14 protein-coding genes are annotated in these 20,085 nt (G+C 43.8%); 7 read left to right on the top strand and 7 right to left on the bottom strand.

Annotation, left to right across the window (positions count from 1 at the left end; all coding sequences use genetic code 11):
- Positions 1 to 77: 77 nt before the first annotated feature.
- Together bshA and FPL27_RS17125 are read right to left on the bottom strand one after the other, a co-directional pair.
- Positions 78 to 1,217 carry an N-acetyl-alpha-D-glucosaminyl L-malate synthase BshA gene (bshA, locus tag FPL27_RS17130; protein WP_143962451.1) on the bottom strand — a complete coding sequence of 380 codons (1,140 nt, stop codon included), beginning with the start codon at positions 1,215 to 1,217 and terminating at the stop codon, positions 78 to 80.
- A gap of 98 nt (positions 1,218 to 1,315) precedes the next feature.
- Positions 1,316 to 4,312, bottom strand: coding sequence for a glycoside hydrolase family 3 N-terminal domain-containing protein (locus tag FPL27_RS17125; RefSeq protein ID WP_143962450.1), 2,997 nt, complete (start codon positions 4,310 to 4,312; stop codon positions 1,316 to 1,318).
- Between the two features lie 171 nt (positions 4,313 to 4,483).
- On the opposite strand from FPL27_RS17125, the gene FPL27_RS17120 reads away from it, so the two are divergent.
- From FPL27_RS17120 to FPL27_RS17105, 4 genes are read left to right on the top strand one after another with little or no spacing between them, the layout of a single operon-like run.
- The gene (locus FPL27_RS17120; protein WP_143962449.1) at positions 4,484 to 4,894 is read left to right on the top strand and encodes a hypothetical protein; all 411 of its coding nucleotides are present in this window, start codon (positions 4,484 to 4,486) and stop codon (positions 4,892 to 4,894) included.
- The gene (mutL, locus tag FPL27_RS17115; RefSeq protein ID WP_143962448.1) at positions 4,887 to 6,767 is read left to right on the top strand and encodes a DNA mismatch repair endonuclease MutL; all 1,881 of its coding nucleotides are present in this window, start codon (positions 4,887 to 4,889) and stop codon (positions 6,765 to 6,767) included. The genes FPL27_RS17120 and mutL overlap by 8 nt, the downstream gene beginning before the upstream one ends.
- 3 nt (positions 6,768 to 6,770) lie before the next feature.
- Positions 6,771 to 7,562, top strand: coding sequence for a rhomboid family intramembrane serine protease (locus FPL27_RS17110; RefSeq protein ID WP_143962447.1), 792 nt, complete (start codon positions 6,771 to 6,773; stop codon positions 7,560 to 7,562).
- Positions 7,563 to 7,567: 5 nt separating this feature from the next.
- Positions 7,568 to 8,476 (top strand): rhomboid family intramembrane serine protease, encoded by a 909-nt coding sequence (locus tag FPL27_RS17105; protein WP_143962446.1) that lies wholly within the window; start codon positions 7,568 to 7,570, stop codon positions 8,474 to 8,476.
- A gap of 166 nt (positions 8,477 to 8,642) precedes the next feature.
- Here the strand turns inward: FPL27_RS17105 and FPL27_RS17100 are convergent, their stop codons facing one another.
- The gene (locus FPL27_RS17100) at positions 8,643 to 9,113 is read right to left on the bottom strand and encodes a hypothetical protein (RefSeq protein ID WP_143962445.1); all 471 of its coding nucleotides are present in this window, start codon (positions 9,111 to 9,113) and stop codon (positions 8,643 to 8,645) included.
- A gap of 49 nt (positions 9,114 to 9,162) precedes the next feature.
- Positions 9,163 to 10,230, bottom strand: a complete 1,068-nt coding sequence (gene rlmN / locus FPL27_RS17095) for a 23S rRNA (adenine(2503)-C(2))-methyltransferase RlmN (RefSeq protein WP_143962444.1) — start codon at positions 10,228 to 10,230, stop codon at positions 9,163 to 9,165.
- A gap of 113 nt (positions 10,231 to 10,343) precedes the next feature.
- On the opposite strand from rlmN, the gene FPL27_RS17090 reads away from it, so the two are divergent.
- The 3 genes from FPL27_RS17090 to clpB all read left to right on the top strand — a co-directional run bounded on the left by FPL27_RS17090 (position 10,344) and on the right by clpB (position 14,882).
- Positions 10,344 to 11,459 (top strand): App1 family protein, encoded by a 1,116-nt coding sequence (locus FPL27_RS17090; protein ID WP_143962443.1) that lies wholly within the window; start codon positions 10,344 to 10,346, stop codon positions 11,457 to 11,459.
- 30 nt (positions 11,460 to 11,489) lie between these two features.
- Entirely contained in the window at positions 11,490 to 12,116 is a 627-nt protein-coding gene (locus FPL27_RS17085; protein ID WP_221936626.1) for a hypothetical protein, read from the top strand.
- Positions 12,117 to 12,266: 150 nt separating this feature from the next.
- Entirely contained in the window at positions 12,267 to 14,882 is a 2,616-nt protein-coding gene (gene clpB / locus FPL27_RS17080; protein ID WP_143962441.1) for an ATP-dependent chaperone ClpB, read from the top strand.
- A 139-nt stretch (positions 14,883 to 15,021) separates the two neighbouring features.
- Here the strand turns inward: clpB and FPL27_RS17075 are convergent, their stop codons facing one another.
- The 3 genes from FPL27_RS17075 to FPL27_RS17065 form a co-directional block, all read right to left on the bottom strand.
- Positions 15,022 to 15,525, bottom strand: a complete 504-nt coding sequence (locus tag FPL27_RS17075) for a RidA family protein (protein ID WP_143962440.1) — start codon at positions 15,523 to 15,525, stop codon at positions 15,022 to 15,024.
- Between the two features lie 100 nt (positions 15,526 to 15,625).
- Positions 15,626 to 17,002, bottom strand: coding sequence for a RagB/SusD family nutrient uptake outer membrane protein (locus FPL27_RS17070; protein ID WP_143962439.1), 1,377 nt, complete (start codon positions 17,000 to 17,002; stop codon positions 15,626 to 15,628).
- 18 nt (positions 17,003 to 17,020) lie between these two features.
- Entirely contained in the window at positions 17,021 to 19,987 is a 2,967-nt protein-coding gene (locus tag FPL27_RS17065; protein ID WP_143962438.1) for a SusC/RagA family TonB-linked outer membrane protein, read from the bottom strand.
- Between the last annotated feature and the right edge of the window lie 98 nt (positions 19,988 to 20,085).

Here is a 20,085-nt window from a genome sequence, read left to right as displayed (position 1 = left end):
GAGGTAAAGCTACTTTAGAAGTATGTAAAAAGGAATCTTATTTTGTTTAATTTATTTATGTGGTGAAAATCAGGTTTTTATTTTGCTGTTTCCAGAGAGTTTTCGATAGTCTTCTTATAAAAAGACTCATAGAGGGGTAAAATATTTGAAACATCAAATTCTTTGGCTCTGGCCAAAGCTCTTGCTTTAAAGCCAGGTAGATTTTTTGAGGAAAGAATTTCCAAAGCACGATCTGTCATCGTGTCTACATCACCGACATTACAATTGAACCCGGTCACTCCGTCTATGTTTAGTTCGGGGATTCCTCCTGCATTCGATGACAAAATCGGAACTTCGCAGGCCATGGCTTCCAAAGCGGCCAAACCAAAGCTTTCCTTTTCAGATGGCATAACGAAGAGGTCTGCCACCGAGAGCACTTCCTCTACGGCATCCAGTTTACCCAAAAACCTCACATCTTCGCAGGTGCCAAGTTCCCTACAGAGGCGTTCCATTTTGTCCCTTTCGGGGCCATCACCAACCAATAGAAGCTTAACGGGAATGACCTTTCGCAATTTGTCAAAAACATAGATTACATCCTCTACTCTTTTCACCTTTCGAAAATTGGAAGTATGTACGATCAGCTTTTCATCATTCGGACAAATAGCTTTTTTGAAATGTTCTTTTTTCTGCCGTTTGAATCTTTCCAAATCAATGAAGTTAGGAATGACTTCAATTTCTTTCTGGATTTCAAAATGATCAAAAGTGGCTTTTTTGAGATCTTCAGATACCGCAGTCACACCGTCTGATTGGTTGATGCTGAATGTAACCACAGGCTCATAAGAGGGATCTTTGCCCACCAAGGTAATGTCGGTACCGTGAAGGGTGGTGACTACCGGTATATGTATGCCTTTTGTTTTTAGGATCTGTTTAGCCATATAGGCAGCTGAAGCATGCGGAATGGCATAATGCACGTGCAGAAGATCAAGTTTCTCATACCTCACCACATTGACCATCTTACTGGCCAAGGCTAGTTCATAAGGTGCATGCTCAAAGAGAGGGTAACTTTTGATGTCTACCTCATGGTAGAAAAGGTTGGCACTGAAAAAATCCAACCTGGAGGGCTGTCTGTAGGTGATGAAATGGATTTCATGACCTTCTTTTGCAAGTGCCTTGCCAAGCTCTGTGGCCACTACTCCACTACCGCCAAAAGTTGGGTAACAGACAATTCCGATTCTCATATGTAAGGAGTTAGTAGAAAGTGGCGTCCCAAAAAATATAGGGACGCCCTATTCCAAATTTTGTAAAGCTTTTATTCAATACTCCTTTAACACGAATCTTAATCAATTTTGTTCACCTGGGCGTAATTATTTAATGATTCGTATCGAAGTGATTTGTATATGATATCATGTATTTCAGTCCTGTATCCTTCTTTCAACAGGGTATTATTACTAGCATCTGGATAAACCCGGTTGGAAAGGAAGACGTAAATGAGCTGGTTGTCAGGGTCTGCCCACACAGCTGTGCCTGTAAACCCGGTATGTCCAAAAGTGCTTTTGGGAGCCAGCTTACCTGTAGATCCATTTTTGCCTTTTTCCACTTCAGGTTTGTCCCATCCCCAGCCCCGTCGGCTTTGGGCAGACTGCCTTTTAGTAAATTCATGAACGGTTTTCTCATCTAGCAAATGAACATCTCCATATTTCCCACCTTGCAATAGCATCTGCATCATCACGGCCAAGTCATTAGCTGTACCAAAGAGTCCAGCATGTCCTGCAACACCGCCATACATTGCAGCTCCTTGATCGTGAACAAATCCTCTGACAAGGTGCTTCCTGAAAAACTTATCCTCCTCGGTAGGGGCAATCAGATCTAAATCAAGTTTACGGTGCGGTAGATAGGTTAAGGTGTATAGTCCGAGTGGCTCATAGAAATTGTGCTCCATGAAGTCGTTCAAGGGTTGATTAAGTAACCTTTCCGTCACTCTCTGCATAATGTACATACCGACGTCGGAATAGGTATAATCGTATTTGGTTTGGCCTTTTGGGAGGACTTTCATGTCGGCATCCAAAGACCATTGCCAAAGGCTGTCTCTTAGGGTGTTGATGGCGAACATATTGGTGCCAAGTTGAACATTGTACCCGTCCATTTCGTGAGCACTGTAGAATTCATTTTTCCATTTTCCTCCTTCCAGAGTTTTGGAGTGGAAAGGAATATAAGGTTTCAGCCCGGCCTCATGTGTCATTAGATCTTTAATTTTGATCTTACCCTTGTTAGTGTCTTTCAGGTCAGGCAGGTATTGAGAAATAGGAGCCTCCATGTCAAGCAATTGCTGGCTTTGCAAAAACATGACAGCTGAAGTGGTGGACATCACCTTGGTAATGGAGGCTAGGTCATAAACCGTTTCAGTAGTTACCGGCCGGCTTTTCTGGTAATCCAAGTGACCATAAGCTTTTTCGAAAATGACATGGCCGTTCTTAGCTACCAATACCACACCTCCTGGGGTGGCTTTCTTTTGGATAGCCTCATTCATCTTCCGGTCAATTTCAAGCAAAGATCTGCTGTCCACACCTTGTGTTTCTGGGGTGCTATAAGCCAGTCGGGATAGTTTTTTAGTATCCACACCTGATCCAAAAGGGTACTTTTTGCTGACCGTCACCGGAAGTCTACCTTCTGCAGCTCTGGCTCCAAATATCACCTGAGGTACTAATTTCTCCGTAAATTCATTTTCTTCATAAGCCATCACCACATGAGGCAGGCCGTCTAATTGTTTGGCACCGTAGCTGTTGCCAAACATCACAGTGATGACATTGAATTTTTCACTTAATTTTTTAATAAAGAAAATATCGCTTTCGTTCAATCCGAAATTTCGCTTCGGATTGTTGGTCATTCCGGTAAAGCCCACCACAATGGTGTTGCTACCCTGCAGACTGGCTTCAAGGTTTCTGTAATCCAATGAGGATGGGTTTTTGGGAAGATCGAAATGGGAAAACTTACCATATTTGGAAAGCTGCTTTTTGAAATCTTTTCCTTGCCCTCCACCGATTGTGATCGATGCCATATTAAGCATGTCGATGTTTTTCAGAGGAAGGAAATTGTTCTGATTTGCAATTACACTGATTGAAGATGCATACAATTCCTCAATCACCCCTTTGGTATGGTTGGTGTTAATTCTTTCCACCAGTCTGTGGGTGTCGATCGGCTTTTGCTGATGCAGGCCACTCCAATATTTGGCCCGCAATACTTTCTTGATACGTCCGTCAATGTCTTCCTGGGTGATTTTTCCATCCTTCACTGCTTCCAAGATCAGCTGTTTTGCCTTCGCTACATCCTGAGAATAAAGCAATATGTCATTTCCTGCCAACAAAGCCAAAAGATCAACTTCTCCAGGTTTATGAAATGAGCTTACCCCTTTCATGTTGAGTGCATCTGTGAATATCAGACCGTTGAAGTTCATCTCGTCCTTTAAAATATCCGTAACCACCTTTTTGGAAAGGGTAGTGGCTCGGTTTGGCTCGCTGTCCAAGCTTGGTACATGTAAGTGGGCCACCATTACACTCATCAAATCCTGATCGATCAGGGCCTGATAGGGGTAAAGGTCAATGTCACGGATCCTTTCCTCGCTATGCTTGATTACCGGAAGGGTATAATGGCTGTCAGATTCTGTATCGCCATGACCTGGGAAATGTTTGGCGTTGGCCATGATACCATGATCCTGCATGCCCTTCATATAGGCAAGTGATTTTTGGGTCACTAATTCTTTTTGCTCGCCGAAGGCACGATAGCCAATCACCGGGTTTTGAGGATTGGAATTCACATCCACCACCGGGGCAAAATTGATATGCATACCCAGTTCCTTAAACTGGCGGGCAATTTCTTTTCCCATGTTGTAAACCAACCTGTCATCCTGAATGGCTCCCAAAGTCATCTGCTTTGGGTACTGCATCATGGAATCCAGTCTCATGCTGATGCCCCATTCGGCATCCATGGCAAGATATAGTGGGGTTTTGGAAATGGATTGGTAATAATTAGTCAGGCGGGCCTGCCTGACCGGGCCGCCTTGGAAAAATATAAGTCCGCCCAGGTGTTCCTCCTGGATGAGTTTGGCAATCTCCTGCTTGTGCTTTTCATCTTTGTTGGAATAGGCTGCCACCATAAACAGCTGGCCCAGCCTTTCTTCAAAGGTCATCGAATGAAAAACACTGTCAACCCACTGGTCCTGTCTATGACTGTCCTTTGTTGCCAAAGGATCGCGGTCATTAGGGCCTTTCCCGCCGGCCAACAGACATGAGGTAGTTAACATCACTGTCATCAGGGCCTGCCAAACTTTTCTTTGCATGTAAATGTTTAATTTTTATTGCTTAAAATTTAAAATAACTTTGTTGTACAACTTGTCTGTACTGCAACGTCAAACTTACACAATAACTTGTCCCAGGCCTATTGTATTGTGATAAAGTGGAATAAGTTTATTTAAGTAACGTATTCAAGTGACAACCGAAAATTTTGACTCATGAAACTCCCATCATTATTTACATCCACCTCTCATCAACGATTTGCTATCAAGCCCAGATTTTACGATCCGGTAAAAGAAGAAATCGAGCAGCGGACTTCGAGAATCCAAAAAGAATTGGAGTCAAAGGGTGTTTTGCATCCGGATGAGTATGGGGAAGAAAGTTTTGGAAAAAGTCGTTCTTCCTCATTAAGAGGAGCATTTACCCAAGCTAGTTTACGGAAAAGTAGCTCTTCAGGTTTGTCCAGTGCGGGCCTATTACGGATGTTTATTTTTGTAATTCTGATGGTGGGTGTTTTTGGGTATATTTACTATGGAAATGCCGCTCTCTATGCGCTCCTTGTATTAATTGCTACAGGAGCTTTGGTGCTTGTCTTTTTCAGGTTAAAAGGAAAAAAGAAACATGAGTGATATTATACAACTGCTTCCCGATGCTATCGCCAACCAGATAGCAGCCGGTGAGGTGGTTCAAAGGCCTGCGTCTGCCCTGAAGGAAATGATGGAGAATGCAGTGGATGCAGGGGCCGACAATATACAGGTATTCGTCAAAGAGTCTGGCAAGGCGCTCATTCAGGTGATCGACAATGGTCGAGGAATGTCCCCGACCGATGCCCGTATGAGCTTTGAACGACATGCTACTTCCAAGATCCGCCAATCAGAGGATCTTTTTGCTATCAAAACATTTGGCTTCAGAGGAGAGGCGATGGCTTCCATTGCAGCTGTGGCCCAAGTGGAAATGAAAACCCGCACCGCCGATGAGGAGTTGGGAACCTTGATCTGTATTGAAGGCTCGGAAGTAAAAAAACAGGAACCAGTGGTTTGTTCTACTGGAACCTCCATTGCCATCAAAAACCTGTTTTTTAACGTGCCAGCAAGAAGAAACTTTCTCAAGTCCAATCCCATAGAGATGCGGCACATCGTGGAGGAGTTCCAAAGGGTTGCCTTGGCTTATCCTGAAATTGGATTTTCACTTATGCAAAACGACATGGAGCTTTTCAAGTTAAGTCCTGGCAAACTCAGTCAAAGGATTGTTGGCGTATTTGGAAAAAATTATCAGGGGCAGCTTGTGCCATGCCAGGAGGAAACGCCTCATCTAAATATCCATGGCTATGTGGGCAAACCTGAAAATGCTAAAAAGTCCAGAGGGGAGCAGTACTTCTTTGTCAACAACAGGTTCATAAAAAGCAACTACCTGCATCACGCCGTCACCAATGCCTTTGAAGGGCTGATGCCAGGTGAGAGCCATCCTTTTTATTGCCTGTTTCTGGATTTGGATCCTACGCACATTGATATCAACGTGCATCCAACCAAAACCGAAATCAAATTTGACGATGAGCGGACCATATATGCCGTGGTCAGGTCTGCTGTTAAGCAGGCTCTAGGGGCTCACAACGTGGTGCCTACCCTTGATTTTAGCATGGATGTCAATTTCACCGAGACTTTCAAGCGGGATGAGGGTCAGAAACAAGAGGTTAAGCAGGAAAATAGTTATAAGACTCATTCCGTGCCATCCTTTAAAAAACAGGATGCCACCGGTTGGGAAAAACTCTTTGAGCAGGATGCCTTGAGTAATAGAGAGGATGCCTCCTCCGAAAGGGCGCAATGGAAAAAGGAGGAAACTGACAGTTCCGAAATGATGACCTTTTCCAGCAAGGTGAATTCTGAGGAGCCGGTACAAGCAAGGGACGAAGAGTCAGTAACACCTGCGCCGATTGCGGCCACTGGGGCCACCTTTCAGGTGGAGCAAACATACATTGTAGCTCAGATGTCAACAGGATTGCTTATCTTAGATCAACAGGCCACTCATGAGCGTATATTGTATGAACGATACATCAAGCAGCTAAGAAATACGCAAGGGGCTTCGCAGCAATGTCTATTTCCGCAAAGTCTTAGACTGAGTCCTGCAGACTTTTCATTGGTTATGGATCTTCATGAAGAGCTCAACAGTCTCGGGTTTCTTGTGGAAGAATTTGGCCAGCACACTGTAGTGATCAACGGGGTGCCAGCCGATATTTATATCAACAATGAAAAGGATCTCTTTGAAGGGCTTTTAGAACAATTTAAGTATTTTAAATCGGAGCTTTCTATAGACAATAAGGAGAACCTAGCAAGATCCCTGGCTAAAAGATCCTCCATCAAAAAGGGAAAAGTGCTTAAGGCACAAGAAATGGAAACACTGGTGGGCCAGTTATTTGCCTGCCAAAATCCCAATTATGGCGTTTCGGGAAACAAAACCTTCATCAAATTAGATTTAAATAAATTACACAGCTTTTTTCAGCGTTAACACATGTTCAGATCCTTAACACCAGTAGTCAAAAACCTACTGATCATTACCATAGGTGTTTTTGTAATTACCTCATATTTATTGCCCCAGCTGAAAGGCTGGTTTGCTCTTTATTATATCAATAGCGATAGGTTTGAGCCCTTTCAGTTTTTGACCTATATGTTTATGCATGCCGATTTTTGGCATCTGTTCAGCAACATGCTTGGACTGTTCATATTTGGACCTATGCTTGAGCAGTTTTTGGGTGGTAAGAAAGTGGTAATCCTTTGGATGATTTGTGGAGTGGGCTCAGGAATCTTATATTCTGGCTATACGTTCTATAGGATGAATCAGTTTGATACGCAGGTGGAGCGATTTTACAATGACCCTAGCCCAGAAGAATTCAATCGGTTTGTGTCTAATAACCGACATCACTTCAGGTCGGAGATATACGATTTCATAGATGATTATGATCGTAATCCCGAGGATGACCGCTATGAGGGCATTGCGAAGAACTATATGATAAAAATCCGAAATAATGTGGCAAATATCCCGATGGTGGGAGCCTCTGGCGCATTATTTGGGGTACTGATTGCATTTGGTATGCTATTTCCAAATACCCAGTTATTTCTGTTGTTTCCACCTATGCCGGTAAAGGCGAAATATCTGGTACTCTTTTATGGACTTTATACCGTTTACAACATTATCATTAGCCGCCCTACAGACAACGTGGCCCACTTTGCCCACCTCAGTGGCTTAGTGATCGGGTTTATATTGATTACCTATTGGAAAAAAAGTAGAGATAGTTTCTATTAACAAATATGTACGCAGGATTTTGGGATCAGATTAAAAATGCATTTAATCAAAATGGGAATAGCCTTTATAAAATATTGGCCATTAACCTTTTGGTGTATTTTGTGCTCTTGGTAGCTTGGGTGTTTATGAGCTTGGCCGGCTTGGAGTCCGTCTACAATGCTATGAGGTCCTATCTGATGATGCCTGCCGCACCAGAATATTTCATTACCCAGCCCTGGACTATTTTCACTTATATGTTTACCCACGACAGGTTTTTTCATATCCTGTTTAATATGCTCTTCCTTTATTGGTTTGGGCTTTTGGTGATGGAATACCTGGGCAGCCGCAAGTTTGCCAACCTTTACATCCTAGGTGGTCTAGCAGGTGGCTTGTTTTATATGCTGATTTACAACATTGCACCGCTTTTCAGCGACGTGGTGCACCGTTCTCTTATGTTGGGAGCTAGTGCTGGGGTGTATGCAATCGTAGTGGCAGCGGCCACTTTATCGCCAAATACATCATTTAGACTTCTTCTGTTAGGCAATGTCAAAATCAAATACATCGCTATTTTCTATGTCTTGGTGGCTTTTGCCAACTCTGCAGGAAGCAATGCAGGGGGTGAACTTGCTCACCTAGGTGGGGCAGCACTAGGTTACTTCTATGTGGTTCAACTCCGCAATGGGCGTGACTTGGGGGTTCCTGTACAAGTAGTAGGACAATTCTTTGAAAAGCTGTTCAGCAAGAAATCAAAAGTAAAGGTTACTTACAGAAAAAAAAGCTACGAGTATAAATCAGAGCCCTTATCCAAAAGCAGAGGAGAATTGACCTCCCAAGAGGAAATTGATAGAATATTGGATAAGATTGCCGATAAGGGTTACGATAGCCTTTCCAAAGAAGAAAAAAGAAAGCTTTTTGAATTTAGCAATAAAGCATAAAAAAGGCCCGGGGAATCAACCTCGGGCTTTTTTTATGTGTTTGAAAATAACTTTGTATGTGAATTCGAAATCATACCAGTAAACGACGAACACCTGCAATATCTTGGTCAGTATCTAAATTGGCCGCTGATCCTGTCATCGGTTTTCAGTCTCCGGTCTTTCCACATTAATTTATCAAGTAAACCAGCCCTAACCTGAATATAGCCTGGCCATTGTTCTGAAGTTGGTATTTGAATTCTGGATTGAAGGCTAGGCGATCGGCAAATTTCAGGACGCCTCCCACTCCAAGGTTGGCCCCTGCGCGGCTTGTTCTGAAATCACCTCCTATCAAATCAGGGTTTTCCCAATTATTGGTGAAGCCTGCCATTCCATACCATTGGAGAATTCCTTCCGTGAAATAATACCTGGCATCGATATTAAGGTTGCTGGCCCTCCCGTTTTCCCAGAAGTAAATAGTGTGATTAGGGGCTAGTGAGATCCTGTCAACAAGAAAATACTCCGCTCCAAAATTAAGTCCGAAGAGTTCGGTGGTAAAACCGAAGTCGCCGCCAAACTGAACTCTGGCCTCTCCGCGTTGTTGGGCCTCAGCCAGTCCTACGGTCATCACAAAAGTGAAAATAAACAATAGCTTTTTCATAGTTAAATAGTTTTCCTACGCTGCACAAAAATTAAACCATCCCTAAATGTCAGTCCTTCAAAATCGTCTCTACCTCATTCTTATTGGCTAATTGACCACAGGCGGCATCAATATCTTGACCTCTCGATTTTCTTACTTTTGCGATAATGTTATGGCTTTCCAGAACCCTGATATACATTTCCACTGCCTCTTGGGAGGCCTGACGGAATTCCCCTTCGTCAATAGGGTTGTACTGAATGATGTTGACTTTACTTGGAATTATTTTGCAAAACTTCGCCAAAGCCTGTGCATGCTCCTTATCATCGTTGATGCCGTCCCAGATTACGTATTCATAAGTCACTTTGCGTTTGGTTTTATAATACCAGTATTTCAAAGAATCCGCAAGATCCTCAATTGGGTTGACATCATTAATAGGCATGAGGCGGCTTCTGGTCTCATTGATCGCGGAGTGGAGGGAGATGGCAAGGTTGAACTTCACCTCATCGTCCGCCATTTTCTTGATCATCTTTGGGATGCCGACTGTGGAAAGCGTGATCCTTCTTGGTGCCATACCCAGGCCTTCCGGAGAGGTGATCTTGTCTATGGCTGATATGACGTTGTTGTAATTCAACAGCGGCTCTCCCATACCCATAAACACAATATTGGTTAGTGGTCGCTGGAAATAAGTTTCTGCTTCTTCTTTAATAGCCACCACCTGATCATAGATTTCATCCGGATTCAGGTTTCTCATCCTCTTTAGTCTGGCCGTAGCGCAAAAGTTACAATCCAGACTACATCCTACCTGAGAGGAGACGCAGGCTGTGATTCGCTTGGAGGTGGGAATAAGGACTGATTCTACAATCTTACTGTCGAAAAGTTTGACCGCATTCTTGATGGTGCCGTCGTTGCTGTGCTGCATAAGATCCACCTTGACATGGTTGATGAGGAAGTTTTCCTTCAGCATCTCCCTGGTGTCCTTGGAAATATTGGTCATGTCATCGAAATTTTTCAGCGATTTGTTCCACAACCAGTCGTAAACCTGCTTGGCACGGAATTTTTTGTCCCCTTGGGATACAAAAAACTCTTCGAGTTGCTCCAGATTGAATTTACGTATATCTCTTTTTTCAGGTGTATTCATTTTGCAAAGTTAAGCATTCTCTGCGATAAGCGCAGCTTGGTCAATTGTGCCTAGGCAAACATTCATCAGAGGAATAAAGTTTGGTTTCTGAAACCAAACCTTAATTTCACATCATGGTCAACAAAAGTAACCTTCTGAGGAGTGCGTATTTTATTAAAAGAAACTTCGCCTTAGGCAAGCTATGGGTGGGCAAGAAAACGGGTATTGTACGAAAAGTAATGGTTTTACCCTTTAAAGGATTGGGCTCCAAGCATGAGGTTTTTCTAATCGGAAGGGTGATAAAGGACCGTAGTATCAAACCAGCAGAAGAGGGACAGGGGCGATGGAGTAATTTTAAGGCCATGTACAAAAGGTTTATGAGCTGGAAAATTCCCAATGTGCGCGTCAAAGCTTCCTTTGCAGGGGATGTGCAAACCGTTGTTACCGATGAAGAAGGCTATTTTGAATTCAAACTTCAGCCTAAAGAGTCTATTGAAGAAATAGGAAACGTCCAAACCGTAGAATTGGAGCTCCTGAATAAGGTGGTGACAAGTCAAGGCAAGGTGACAGCCAAGGGGAAGGTTTTTATTCCACTTGCTTCCGCAGAGTTTGGGATAATATCTGATATTGATGACACCATAGTTCCTACAGGAGCTACACGATGGTATGCGATGTTTCAGGCGACCTTTTTCAATAATGCACTTACAAGGCTGCCATTTGCCGGGGTAGGGGAGTTTTACAAAGCATTGGTTAATGGACAGGATAATAAACCTGATAATCCCATTTTCTATGTTTCCAGTAGCCCATGGAACCTGTATGATTTTTTGGCTGAGTTTCTGGAAATTCACCAAATTCCAAAGGGACCGCTCATGCTTCGGGACATAGGGCTGACTAGGGAACAGTTTATAGCTGGTAGCCATGAATTACACAAGTTGACGCAGATTGAGCATATTTTCGAAGTTTATCCTGACATGCAGTTTATCCTCATCGGCGACAGTGGACAAAAGGACCCGGAGATCTATCTGCAGGCGGTACGCGATTTTCCCGGAAGGGTAAAAAGGATATATATCAGAAACGTGAGCAGTGATAGGCGTGAAGAAAAAGTGAAAGAGATAGGCAGGGAACTTAAAAAGTTGGGAGTGGGGCAGGTTTTAGTTAAGGACACTTTCGCGGCTGCCCAGGATGCTTTAAGTGAAAGATTAATTGTGAAAGAAAACATTGGCGATATCAAAGAAAAAGTGCTATATTAATAGTTTATTAGTCCAATAATCAATTAACCGATGGGGAAAGGCAGTTTAAGAATTATTACACCTTTAGCACTGGTGTTTTGTCTATTTTCCTGCAGGTCGGGGATCTATCAGGTCCAGCGTATGGAAGTTATTAGCATGGCCACCCCTTTGGATATCAGTCAGGTAGTGCTCGTCAATGGACTAGATGGACTTCCCTATAAGGAGCATGAACTTTTCTCTTCCACCGTGCTCAGGCAACTGCGCAGCAATGGATTTATAGATGTTTTTTCCAGCGATGAATTGGAGGTTGAGTTGCTTTCAGCAGGTATCCGTGATTTTTCCATCCAAAGAAATGTAGATAGATTGTACTCCGAACTCGGAATCGTATATCTCCTGCAAGTGGAAATCCTGAACAGGAAAAAAGCCCGGACCAACAAGCTTTCAGCTTTAAGTGCGGCCGGGCAGGATGTGGATAGAAGCTTTGTTTCGCTTCACACCCCCGCTGAATCAAGGCATATGGTCGATATCCAATATTCATTATATCAGGTTGATATTTCTGATACTTTGCCTGTCTACCAGGTTAGGGCCGAACATAAGTGGGACAATTCCTTAAGGCCAGACCTGATCCGAAAAGATGTTCAAAAGCTAATCAATCATCTCAACCATTTTACTCATTAAGTATAAATTAACTGCCAAAACGTCTTTTTTTATCTCGTTTTCTAATTATTTTCGGACATTATTTCCGCTATTTCCCTGTTTTTTCAATTGGTTAAGGTTTTGATGAGGATTTTATAGTTTGCAATTAGACAATACTTAAACCACTATAAAATGGACTTTAAACAATTTACCATCAAATCCCAGGAAGCTGTGCAGAAGGCAGCCGAATTGGCTATGGTCGAGCAGCAGCAGGCCATTGAGCCAGCCCATCTTCTGAAGGGTATTTTGGCAGAGGATGAGAATGTGACTGACTTTATTTTTAAGAAGTTGGGGGTCAATAAAAGCATGCTAACCACCAAATTGGATGGATTAGTACAGTCCTTTCCGAAGGTTTCGGGCCAGCAGCCTTATTTGTCCAATGCCTCAAACCAAGTGATGACTAAAGCCAAGGATTACCTCAGAACCTTTGGGGATGAGTTTGTGGCTATTGAGCATCTGATCTTGGGGATTTTAGCCGGCTCGGACAAAACTGCCCAGCTTTTGAAAGATCAGGGAGTGGCTGAAAAGACCCTGATCAACGCTATCAAAGAACTTAGACAAGGAAATAAAGTGACAGATCAAAATGCAGAATCCAAATACAGGTCTTTGGAGCGGTATTCTAAAAACCTGAATGAAATGGCCAAGAAAGGCAAGATCGACCCTGTGATCGGAAGAGATGAAGAGATCAGGAGGGTTTTGCAGATTTTGGCCAGAAGGACCAAAAATAACCCCATCCTCTTAGGTGAGCCAGGAGTGGGAAAGACCGCCATTGTAGAGGGGCTAGCCCAACGTATCGTCAGCGGTGATGTGCCCGAAAACCTGAAATCAAAAACCATCATTTCTTTGGATATGGGACTTTTGGTGGCTGGTGCCAAATATAAGGGTGAGTTTGAAGAAAGACTGAAAGCCGTAATCAAGGAAGTGACTGATTCAGATGGAGAGATTATTCTATTCATTGATGAAATTCATACTTTGATCGGTGCCGGTGGAGGTGGAGAAGGGGCGATGGATGCCGCCAACCTCTTGAAACCTGCCTTGGCAAGGGGTGAGCTTCATGCCATCGGAGCAACTACTCTAAAGGAATACCAGAAGTATATAGAAAAAGACAAAGCTCTAGAAAGAAGGTTTCAGGCTGTAATTGTGGATGAACCTGATGCCGCTGATGCCATTTCAATCCTTAGAGGGATTAAAGATAAATATGAGTTGCACCACGGTGTGAGGATAAAAGATGATGCTGTTATTTCCGCAGTGGAACTTTCGCAGCGATACATTTCTGATAGATTCCTCCCTGATAAAGCCATTGACTTGATGGATGAAGCTGCGGCCAAGCTCCGAATGGAGATAGACTCCCTTCCTCAGGAACTGGATGAGCTCAACCGTAGGATCATGCAGTTGGAGATCGAAAGGGAGGCCATTAGAAGGGAAAAGGATAAAGACAAAGAAGCCGTGCTGAGCAAAGAGATTGCCGAGCTTTCCGAAAAGCGTCAAGATGTAAAAGCGAAGTGGGAAAGTGAGAAAGCGGTAATTCTTGGCATCAGAAGAGAAAAGGAAAACATTGACAAACTTAAGCTGGAGGCCGAGCAAGCTGAAAGGGCTGGGGATTTTGGTAAGGTTGCTGAAATTCGATATGGAAAAATTGGCGAGTCTGAGCAAAAGCTTGAGAGTTTTCAAAAGCAATTAACAGAAATGCAGCAGGGTTCCGCATTATTGAAAGAAGAAGTGGATGGAGAGGATATTGCGGCAGTGGTTTCCAAATGGACTGGCATCCCACTTTCCAAAATGATCCAAAGTGAACGGGAAAAGCTACTTCACTTGGAAGACGAGTTAGGTAAGCGAGTAGCCGGGCAAAGAGAAGCCATAGGTGCTCTATCGGATGCAGTAAGAAGAAGCCGCGCCGGCCTGCAGGATCCCAAGCGCCCAATCGGCTCCTTCATATTCTTGGGAACCACTGGGGTGGGTAAAACTGAGCTTGCTAAAGCGCTTGCCGAGTATTTGTTCAACGATGACAACGCTATGGTGAGAATCGATATGTCCGAATATCAGGAGCGTCATGCAGTAAGTAGGCTTGTGGGAGCACCTCCAGGCTACGTGGGGTATGATGAAGGTGGTCAGCTAACTGAAGCAGTGAGAAGAAAACCGTATTCTGTGGTTTTGCTTGACGAAATTGAAAAAGCCCACCCGGATGTGTTCAATATTCTCTTGCAAGTTTTGGATGACGGTAGGTTGACCGACAATAAAGGCCGTGTTGCCAATTTCAAAAACACCATTGTGATCATGACTACCAACATTGGTTCTCATCTCATCCAGGAGAGGTTTGCCACTCTGGATGAATGGAACAAGGAGGAGGTGATGGAAACCACAAAACAGGAGGTGTATGAATTATTGAAAAAATCAGTAAGGCCTGAGTTTCTGAACCGGATCGATGAGACAATCATGTTTGAGCCTTTGGACAAAAGCATCATCCGCAAGATTGTCGACATCCAGTGGAAAGAGATACAGCAGCGTCTTGGAGAGGCTAATATTGAAATTGATGCCACCAAAGAGGTGTTGGATTACCTTGGAGAGGTGGGCTTTGATCCCCAGTTTGGTGCCCGACCTCTGAAAAGAACCATGCAGAGGCTTGTGCTTAATGAACTTTCCAAGCAGATATTGTCGGGATATATTAAAAACGATTCTGCCGTCTTGGTAGACCTGGATGCTGATAGACAGGTTTATTTTAAGAATGTGGAGAGTGTGAATGTGGAGTGAGAATGAATTGATGACGGATGTCGGATGACCGATGACGGATGACCGATGTCGGATGATGGATGAAGAAAGCTTTCTCGAATGATGTTCGGGAAGGCTTTTTTTGTTTAAATGCATATTGGCAAGAAATTCTGTGACCCTTTTACTTTGCCGCAACTGCTTCGATTTCGATGAGTAGATCAGGATTGGCGAGGGAATGTACTGCAATAGTTGATCGGGCCACTTTGTTCGGGTTTTCATCATTGTTGAAGAATTCCCCATAGGCGTTGAACCAAGCGTTCCAGTCCACATTTCCATCCTTGTCTGGAGCTAAGTAAACTCGCAGAAAAATTACGTCCTCCATCACAAAGCCACCTTCTTCCAAAGTCTCCTTTATCCTATTGAGAATACCAAGGCTCTGCTCCCTGGTGTCGCCATAGCGCTGATAAGTGCCAGGCTCCGCATTCTCATCCTTCACCGGAGCCACAAGCCCTGATGTGTGAAAATATTCTGCCCCTTCAGGCACATAGACTCCCTTAAGAATACTAGCTTCAGGCCGGTCAAAACGCTTGATTTTCTTATCGTCTTGGTAGTCTGTGGTTTGTTGACAGGAGGGAAGGGTTACTAGAGCAATTAGAATTAAGGCTATTAGGTAAAATCTGTTCATGATCAAAAGTGGTTTTGAAAAACTGGTGAATAATACTTACATCATTAAATATAAAAAAAGGGACTGATTTCTCAATCCCTTTTCTGCTTTACAATTTTTCTTATCCACCTGCGTATTGATCCCAGTTGAGTTCAGCTTGAGGATGAGGGAACTGCCTGAAGACCGTTCCCTGATCAAAATCGGTTGAGATATCATCAAGACGATCATATCTTCTCGCATCGATCCATCTGTGCCCCCAAGGTTCTGCCCAAAGGGAATATCTCCGCTGATATAGGATCTCATCTATTAGAGCAGCTTGGTCTGTGGCACCTCCATAAGCCCCTATTCCCGCAGCATTTCTAATAATGTTGATTGCCTCCACCGCTAATTCGGATTGATTCAAGTTTGCATGGGCTTCAGCTTTCAAGAGAATTAATTCTTCGTTTCTGATAAAAGGAATTGGGGCCGTATTGGTAGGCCATCTGGCATCCTGATGTGTGCCCACGAGTGGTGTGGCATCGGTAGTGATAGTTACCGGCACCTCTCTTTCGAAGAATTTGCTTGCCACCCTTAGATCTCCTGGAGTAGCATCAGCCAGGACTGATGGATGGACAACAATAATGGTGTTTACCGCTGCATCAGGAACATAATACAATGGGTTGAACGCATCCGGTGGGCCTGTGAATGGGTGTGCAGGACCCGCTTGCAGGTTACCACCCAAATTCATGAATGAACCTTCCAAAGCTGTTAGTACGCCTTGCCAGTTGTTTCTATAAGCATTTGCTCTTGCCAAAATTGCTTGGTTTACTTGACGTAATGCTGGAACGGAGGTGAATCCAGAAAACCCGCTTGTAAGTGTAAATGGAAACTCTCCAGCTCCAGCCGTGGCAAAGCTTGCATCGGCTTGTTCAAGCAGTCCAGCCACATGATCCATGGCTGCATCATATCCTACAAATGGGCCCGGATTCAAGGGGTCAGTGACGTCTATACGAATACCGTTATCATAAACGAAATTGGCTGGTATCATAAACTGGTAGGCTTGGATCATCAAAGCAAAACCTGATACAGCACTGGTTTCTTCTGGAGAAAGGGTATTGGTATTTCCAGCTGCAGTCACAAGCACATTAGCTTGGTTAACTGCCTGATAAGGTGCAGCCCAGGATCCACCTCCTGTGTTTCCAAACCCAAAATAGGACCGGTCCGGGATTCTACCTGCCTGGCCTAGCCAGTCAGTTTGAAACCTTGGGTCAGAAGCATTTAAATACCACACTTCTCGGCCAAAAGTATTCCAAGCCTGAGATACATTGGTCACATATCCTCTATGTCTGAATTCCAATCCGGTCAATAAAAACTGGATTTGTTCCCTTGAAGCATTGGAAGACACGCTTTCTATTGAAGGGTTGTTAGGGTCATCAATAGTGTCAAGCTGTAAGGGGTTACAGCCCAGCATCAAAGCTGACATGGCCATTGCCCCGAGAATTTTATTTATATTTTTCATTTGTTTCTTCTTAGGGGTTTAAAAATCAACTGTCAAATGGAAGAATATCCTTCTTGGCGTTGGGTATGGGGCAATGTCTACGTTATTAGCAACAGCCTGTGCTCCAAAGGTGGATGTTTCGGGGTCGTAACCCTCATACTTTGTGAAAAGAAACAGGTTGTTTGCAGAGGTACCTACCCTGATGTTTTCAATCGCTCCTCCAAAGGCCTGAGTGACCGTAGCTCTTGGAATGGTATAGAATAAACCTACCTCTCTAACCTTGACGAATGAAGCATCCTGAACCCATCTTCCGGCATTATTATACGGAGCTGGTGGTCGTTGTCGTCCGTTAGGAATTCCATCTCCTGTGTCATCGTTAAACCATCCGCGGGTTGTTCCTCCCCCATCTGTCAGAAAGGAGGTAAGGTTGATGTTGTCCCCACCCTGTCTCCAGTCGATCAGAAATGAAAGCTCAAAGTTTCTGGCAATGTTAAAGGAGTTGTAAAAAGACATGTTGAAGTCAGGCTGGGCATTGCCCCAAACTGTAAAACCACCTGGGATGCTTGGGTCAGCTGGAGTGCCCACAATGGTGGTAGGAGCGTATCCTTCCGCATAAAGGAATGTGCCCAAGGCACTACCAAAGGCTCCGGCCGTATATGTTGGAATTCCTAGCCTAGTAAGGTTTACCCTGTTTTGCCAGTAAAGTACTCTGGAAAACCATCGGAAGTTCGCTTTGTCCACCACAGTACCAAACAAGGCCAACTCTATACCCTTATTTTGAAGCTCAGCCTCGTTGCTAGGAGTGATTGTTACCCCAGTAGAAGGAGCAAGGTTTAGGTTTTGGATATTGTTTTGGGTGTTTTTGACATAATAGGTGGCCTCCAAACCAATACGGTTGTTGAAGAAATTGGCATCTATACCAAACTCCAATTCCTGAGCAGTTTCTGGACGGATTTGACGGTTCCCGATCTGGGTTGATACCACTGACCCTAACAGACCCCCGATGTTTGCACCCTGAAGGGGTGTGAAGGTGCTTCCAAATGCCACCGGACCGGCTGTCTCACCATAAGCAATTCTCGGTTTTAACTGGGATACCACAGTCGGGTTCCAAAAGTCAAAATTGGCCAGATTTACTGCTAAAGAGGCTCTAGGGAAAGCATAGAATAGATTTGGATCGCCGTTTAGAGTCGATTTGTCCCATCTCACACCCACTGTACCGATTATTTTATCGTCAAAGTTTGCTTCCTGTTGTAAGAAAATGCCTGCTTCCTGTACTTCGCTGAAAAACTGCTGGTTGATTTCCTGCACAGAGGCTTGTTGAAGATTGGTCTGGCCTGGAGCTAGCCCCCGTCCTCTATTAAATAAGGCATCGTCTTTAAAATCCAACCTTACCAAACCTACTTGAGAGTTCATGTTTACCCGACCCAAGTTCCAGTTATAAACTAATGCTGCCTGAAAATTAGTGTTCAAACTTTCTTGCTTGCCCCAAAGTGCATCGCCTGGGTTGGCTTGGCCTCTTTGAAACTGTAGAAATTCTGGTAAATAAACTAGTGTGGTGTTTTGTAGGAAATCAACCCCACCTCCTATAGTAGCTTTGAGGAAGCTGTTGTTGGTTTTGAATAAATCCACATCTAATGTAAAAGCCTGGATAAATCGGTTGACATCCGAGTTGTTGATCGCATTGTCAGTCACTGCAACCGGATTCTCTGAGAAGTACGGGTTCACAGGGTAGTTCCCGGTGGCATCAGGCCTTAAATCAAAGTAATTGGGTACATAGGCGATGCTATACCCAATAGAGGCTCCTGAGTTGTTTTGGTTGCCCGTAAACCCCCTATCAGTATTGGACTTAATGTAGTTTGATGACACACCTAACTTGATTGAATTGGTTATTTTATGGTCAATGTTTGCTCTGATGGAATACCGCTCAAAGCCTGTATTCCTTACTGTGCCATCCTCGTTGGTGATATTTCCTGAAATGAAAAACTTTGTTTTATCAGTTCCCCCGCTCACGTTCAATCGTGTATTGGTCAATAGAGCCGTGTTATTGTAGAAGTAATCCTCGTAATCAATTCTAGTCCCCTGATTAAATCTTTCAAGTTCGATAGGCCGCCGGGCTTCAGGAAAGAAGAAATTGATTTTTTCTTCGCTCCAATCGTCTACGCCCAATAATCTCAATGGTTGGGCAAAACCTACATCTTGTGAAAAGGATACTTTTGTCCGACCTTCTGCTCCCCTTTTGGTCGTAATAATGATTACCCCTGCATTGGCCCGAGTACCGTATATAGCCGCCGCAGAAGGTCCTTTCAACACCTCTATTGATTCTATATCATTTGGATTAAGATCAGCCAATCTGTTTGCACCATCATCCTGGTTGGAAGCACCGGCACCCGAAACTGTGGCCCTACCTGTTCTTTGGAAGGAGTTGTTGATATACACTCCGTCCACTATGATCAAGGGTTGGGAGGCCCCACTTAGTGAAGATATACCTCTCAATTGGATCGACATCCCTCCTCCAGGGGCACCGCCATTCGAACGGATCGTCGCACCCGCTACTTTGCCATACAAGGCTCCATCAGTAGTCTGAATGGTGGTAGTGCCGGTAAGCTCTCTAGCGGATACAGAACTTACCGCATTTGCCAGATTTGAACGTTTGACATTGGATGCCAAGCCAGTAATTACCACCTCTTCCAAATTGGTAGCATCCTCACGCAGCCGGACATTCAATGTGTTGTTTGTCGGACTCACTGTAAAATTTTGACTTAAATACCCCAATGAAGAAATGGCCAAGTTGGCTTCTTCATTTGTGGGGACATTTAAATTAAAGTTACCATCAATATCGGTAACCGTTCCTTGGGTAGTGTTCCTTATCAGGATATTGGCCCCGATAAGCGGTTCTCCCGACCTTTCATCTACCACCGATCCGGTGACGACGTACTGCGCCATTGCTCCCCCTGAAGTCAAAACAAGGAAAAACACGACGGAGAATAGTTTGTAGAGTTCTCTCATGTTAGTATAAGTGTTTGAATATGGAATAAATAGTGGTACTCTATACTAAATATAATTAAATAATAGATTATTATATTTATATAGGGTCAATAAAAATT

This window comes from Litoribacter populi, from assembly GCF_007483685.1.
Lineage (GTDB): Bacteria > Bacteroidota > Bacteroidia > Cytophagales > Cyclobacteriaceae > Litoribacter > Litoribacter populi.
The sequence above is the reverse complement of the archived record's forward strand: the minus strand, read 5'-3'. Positions and strand labels throughout refer to the sequence as shown.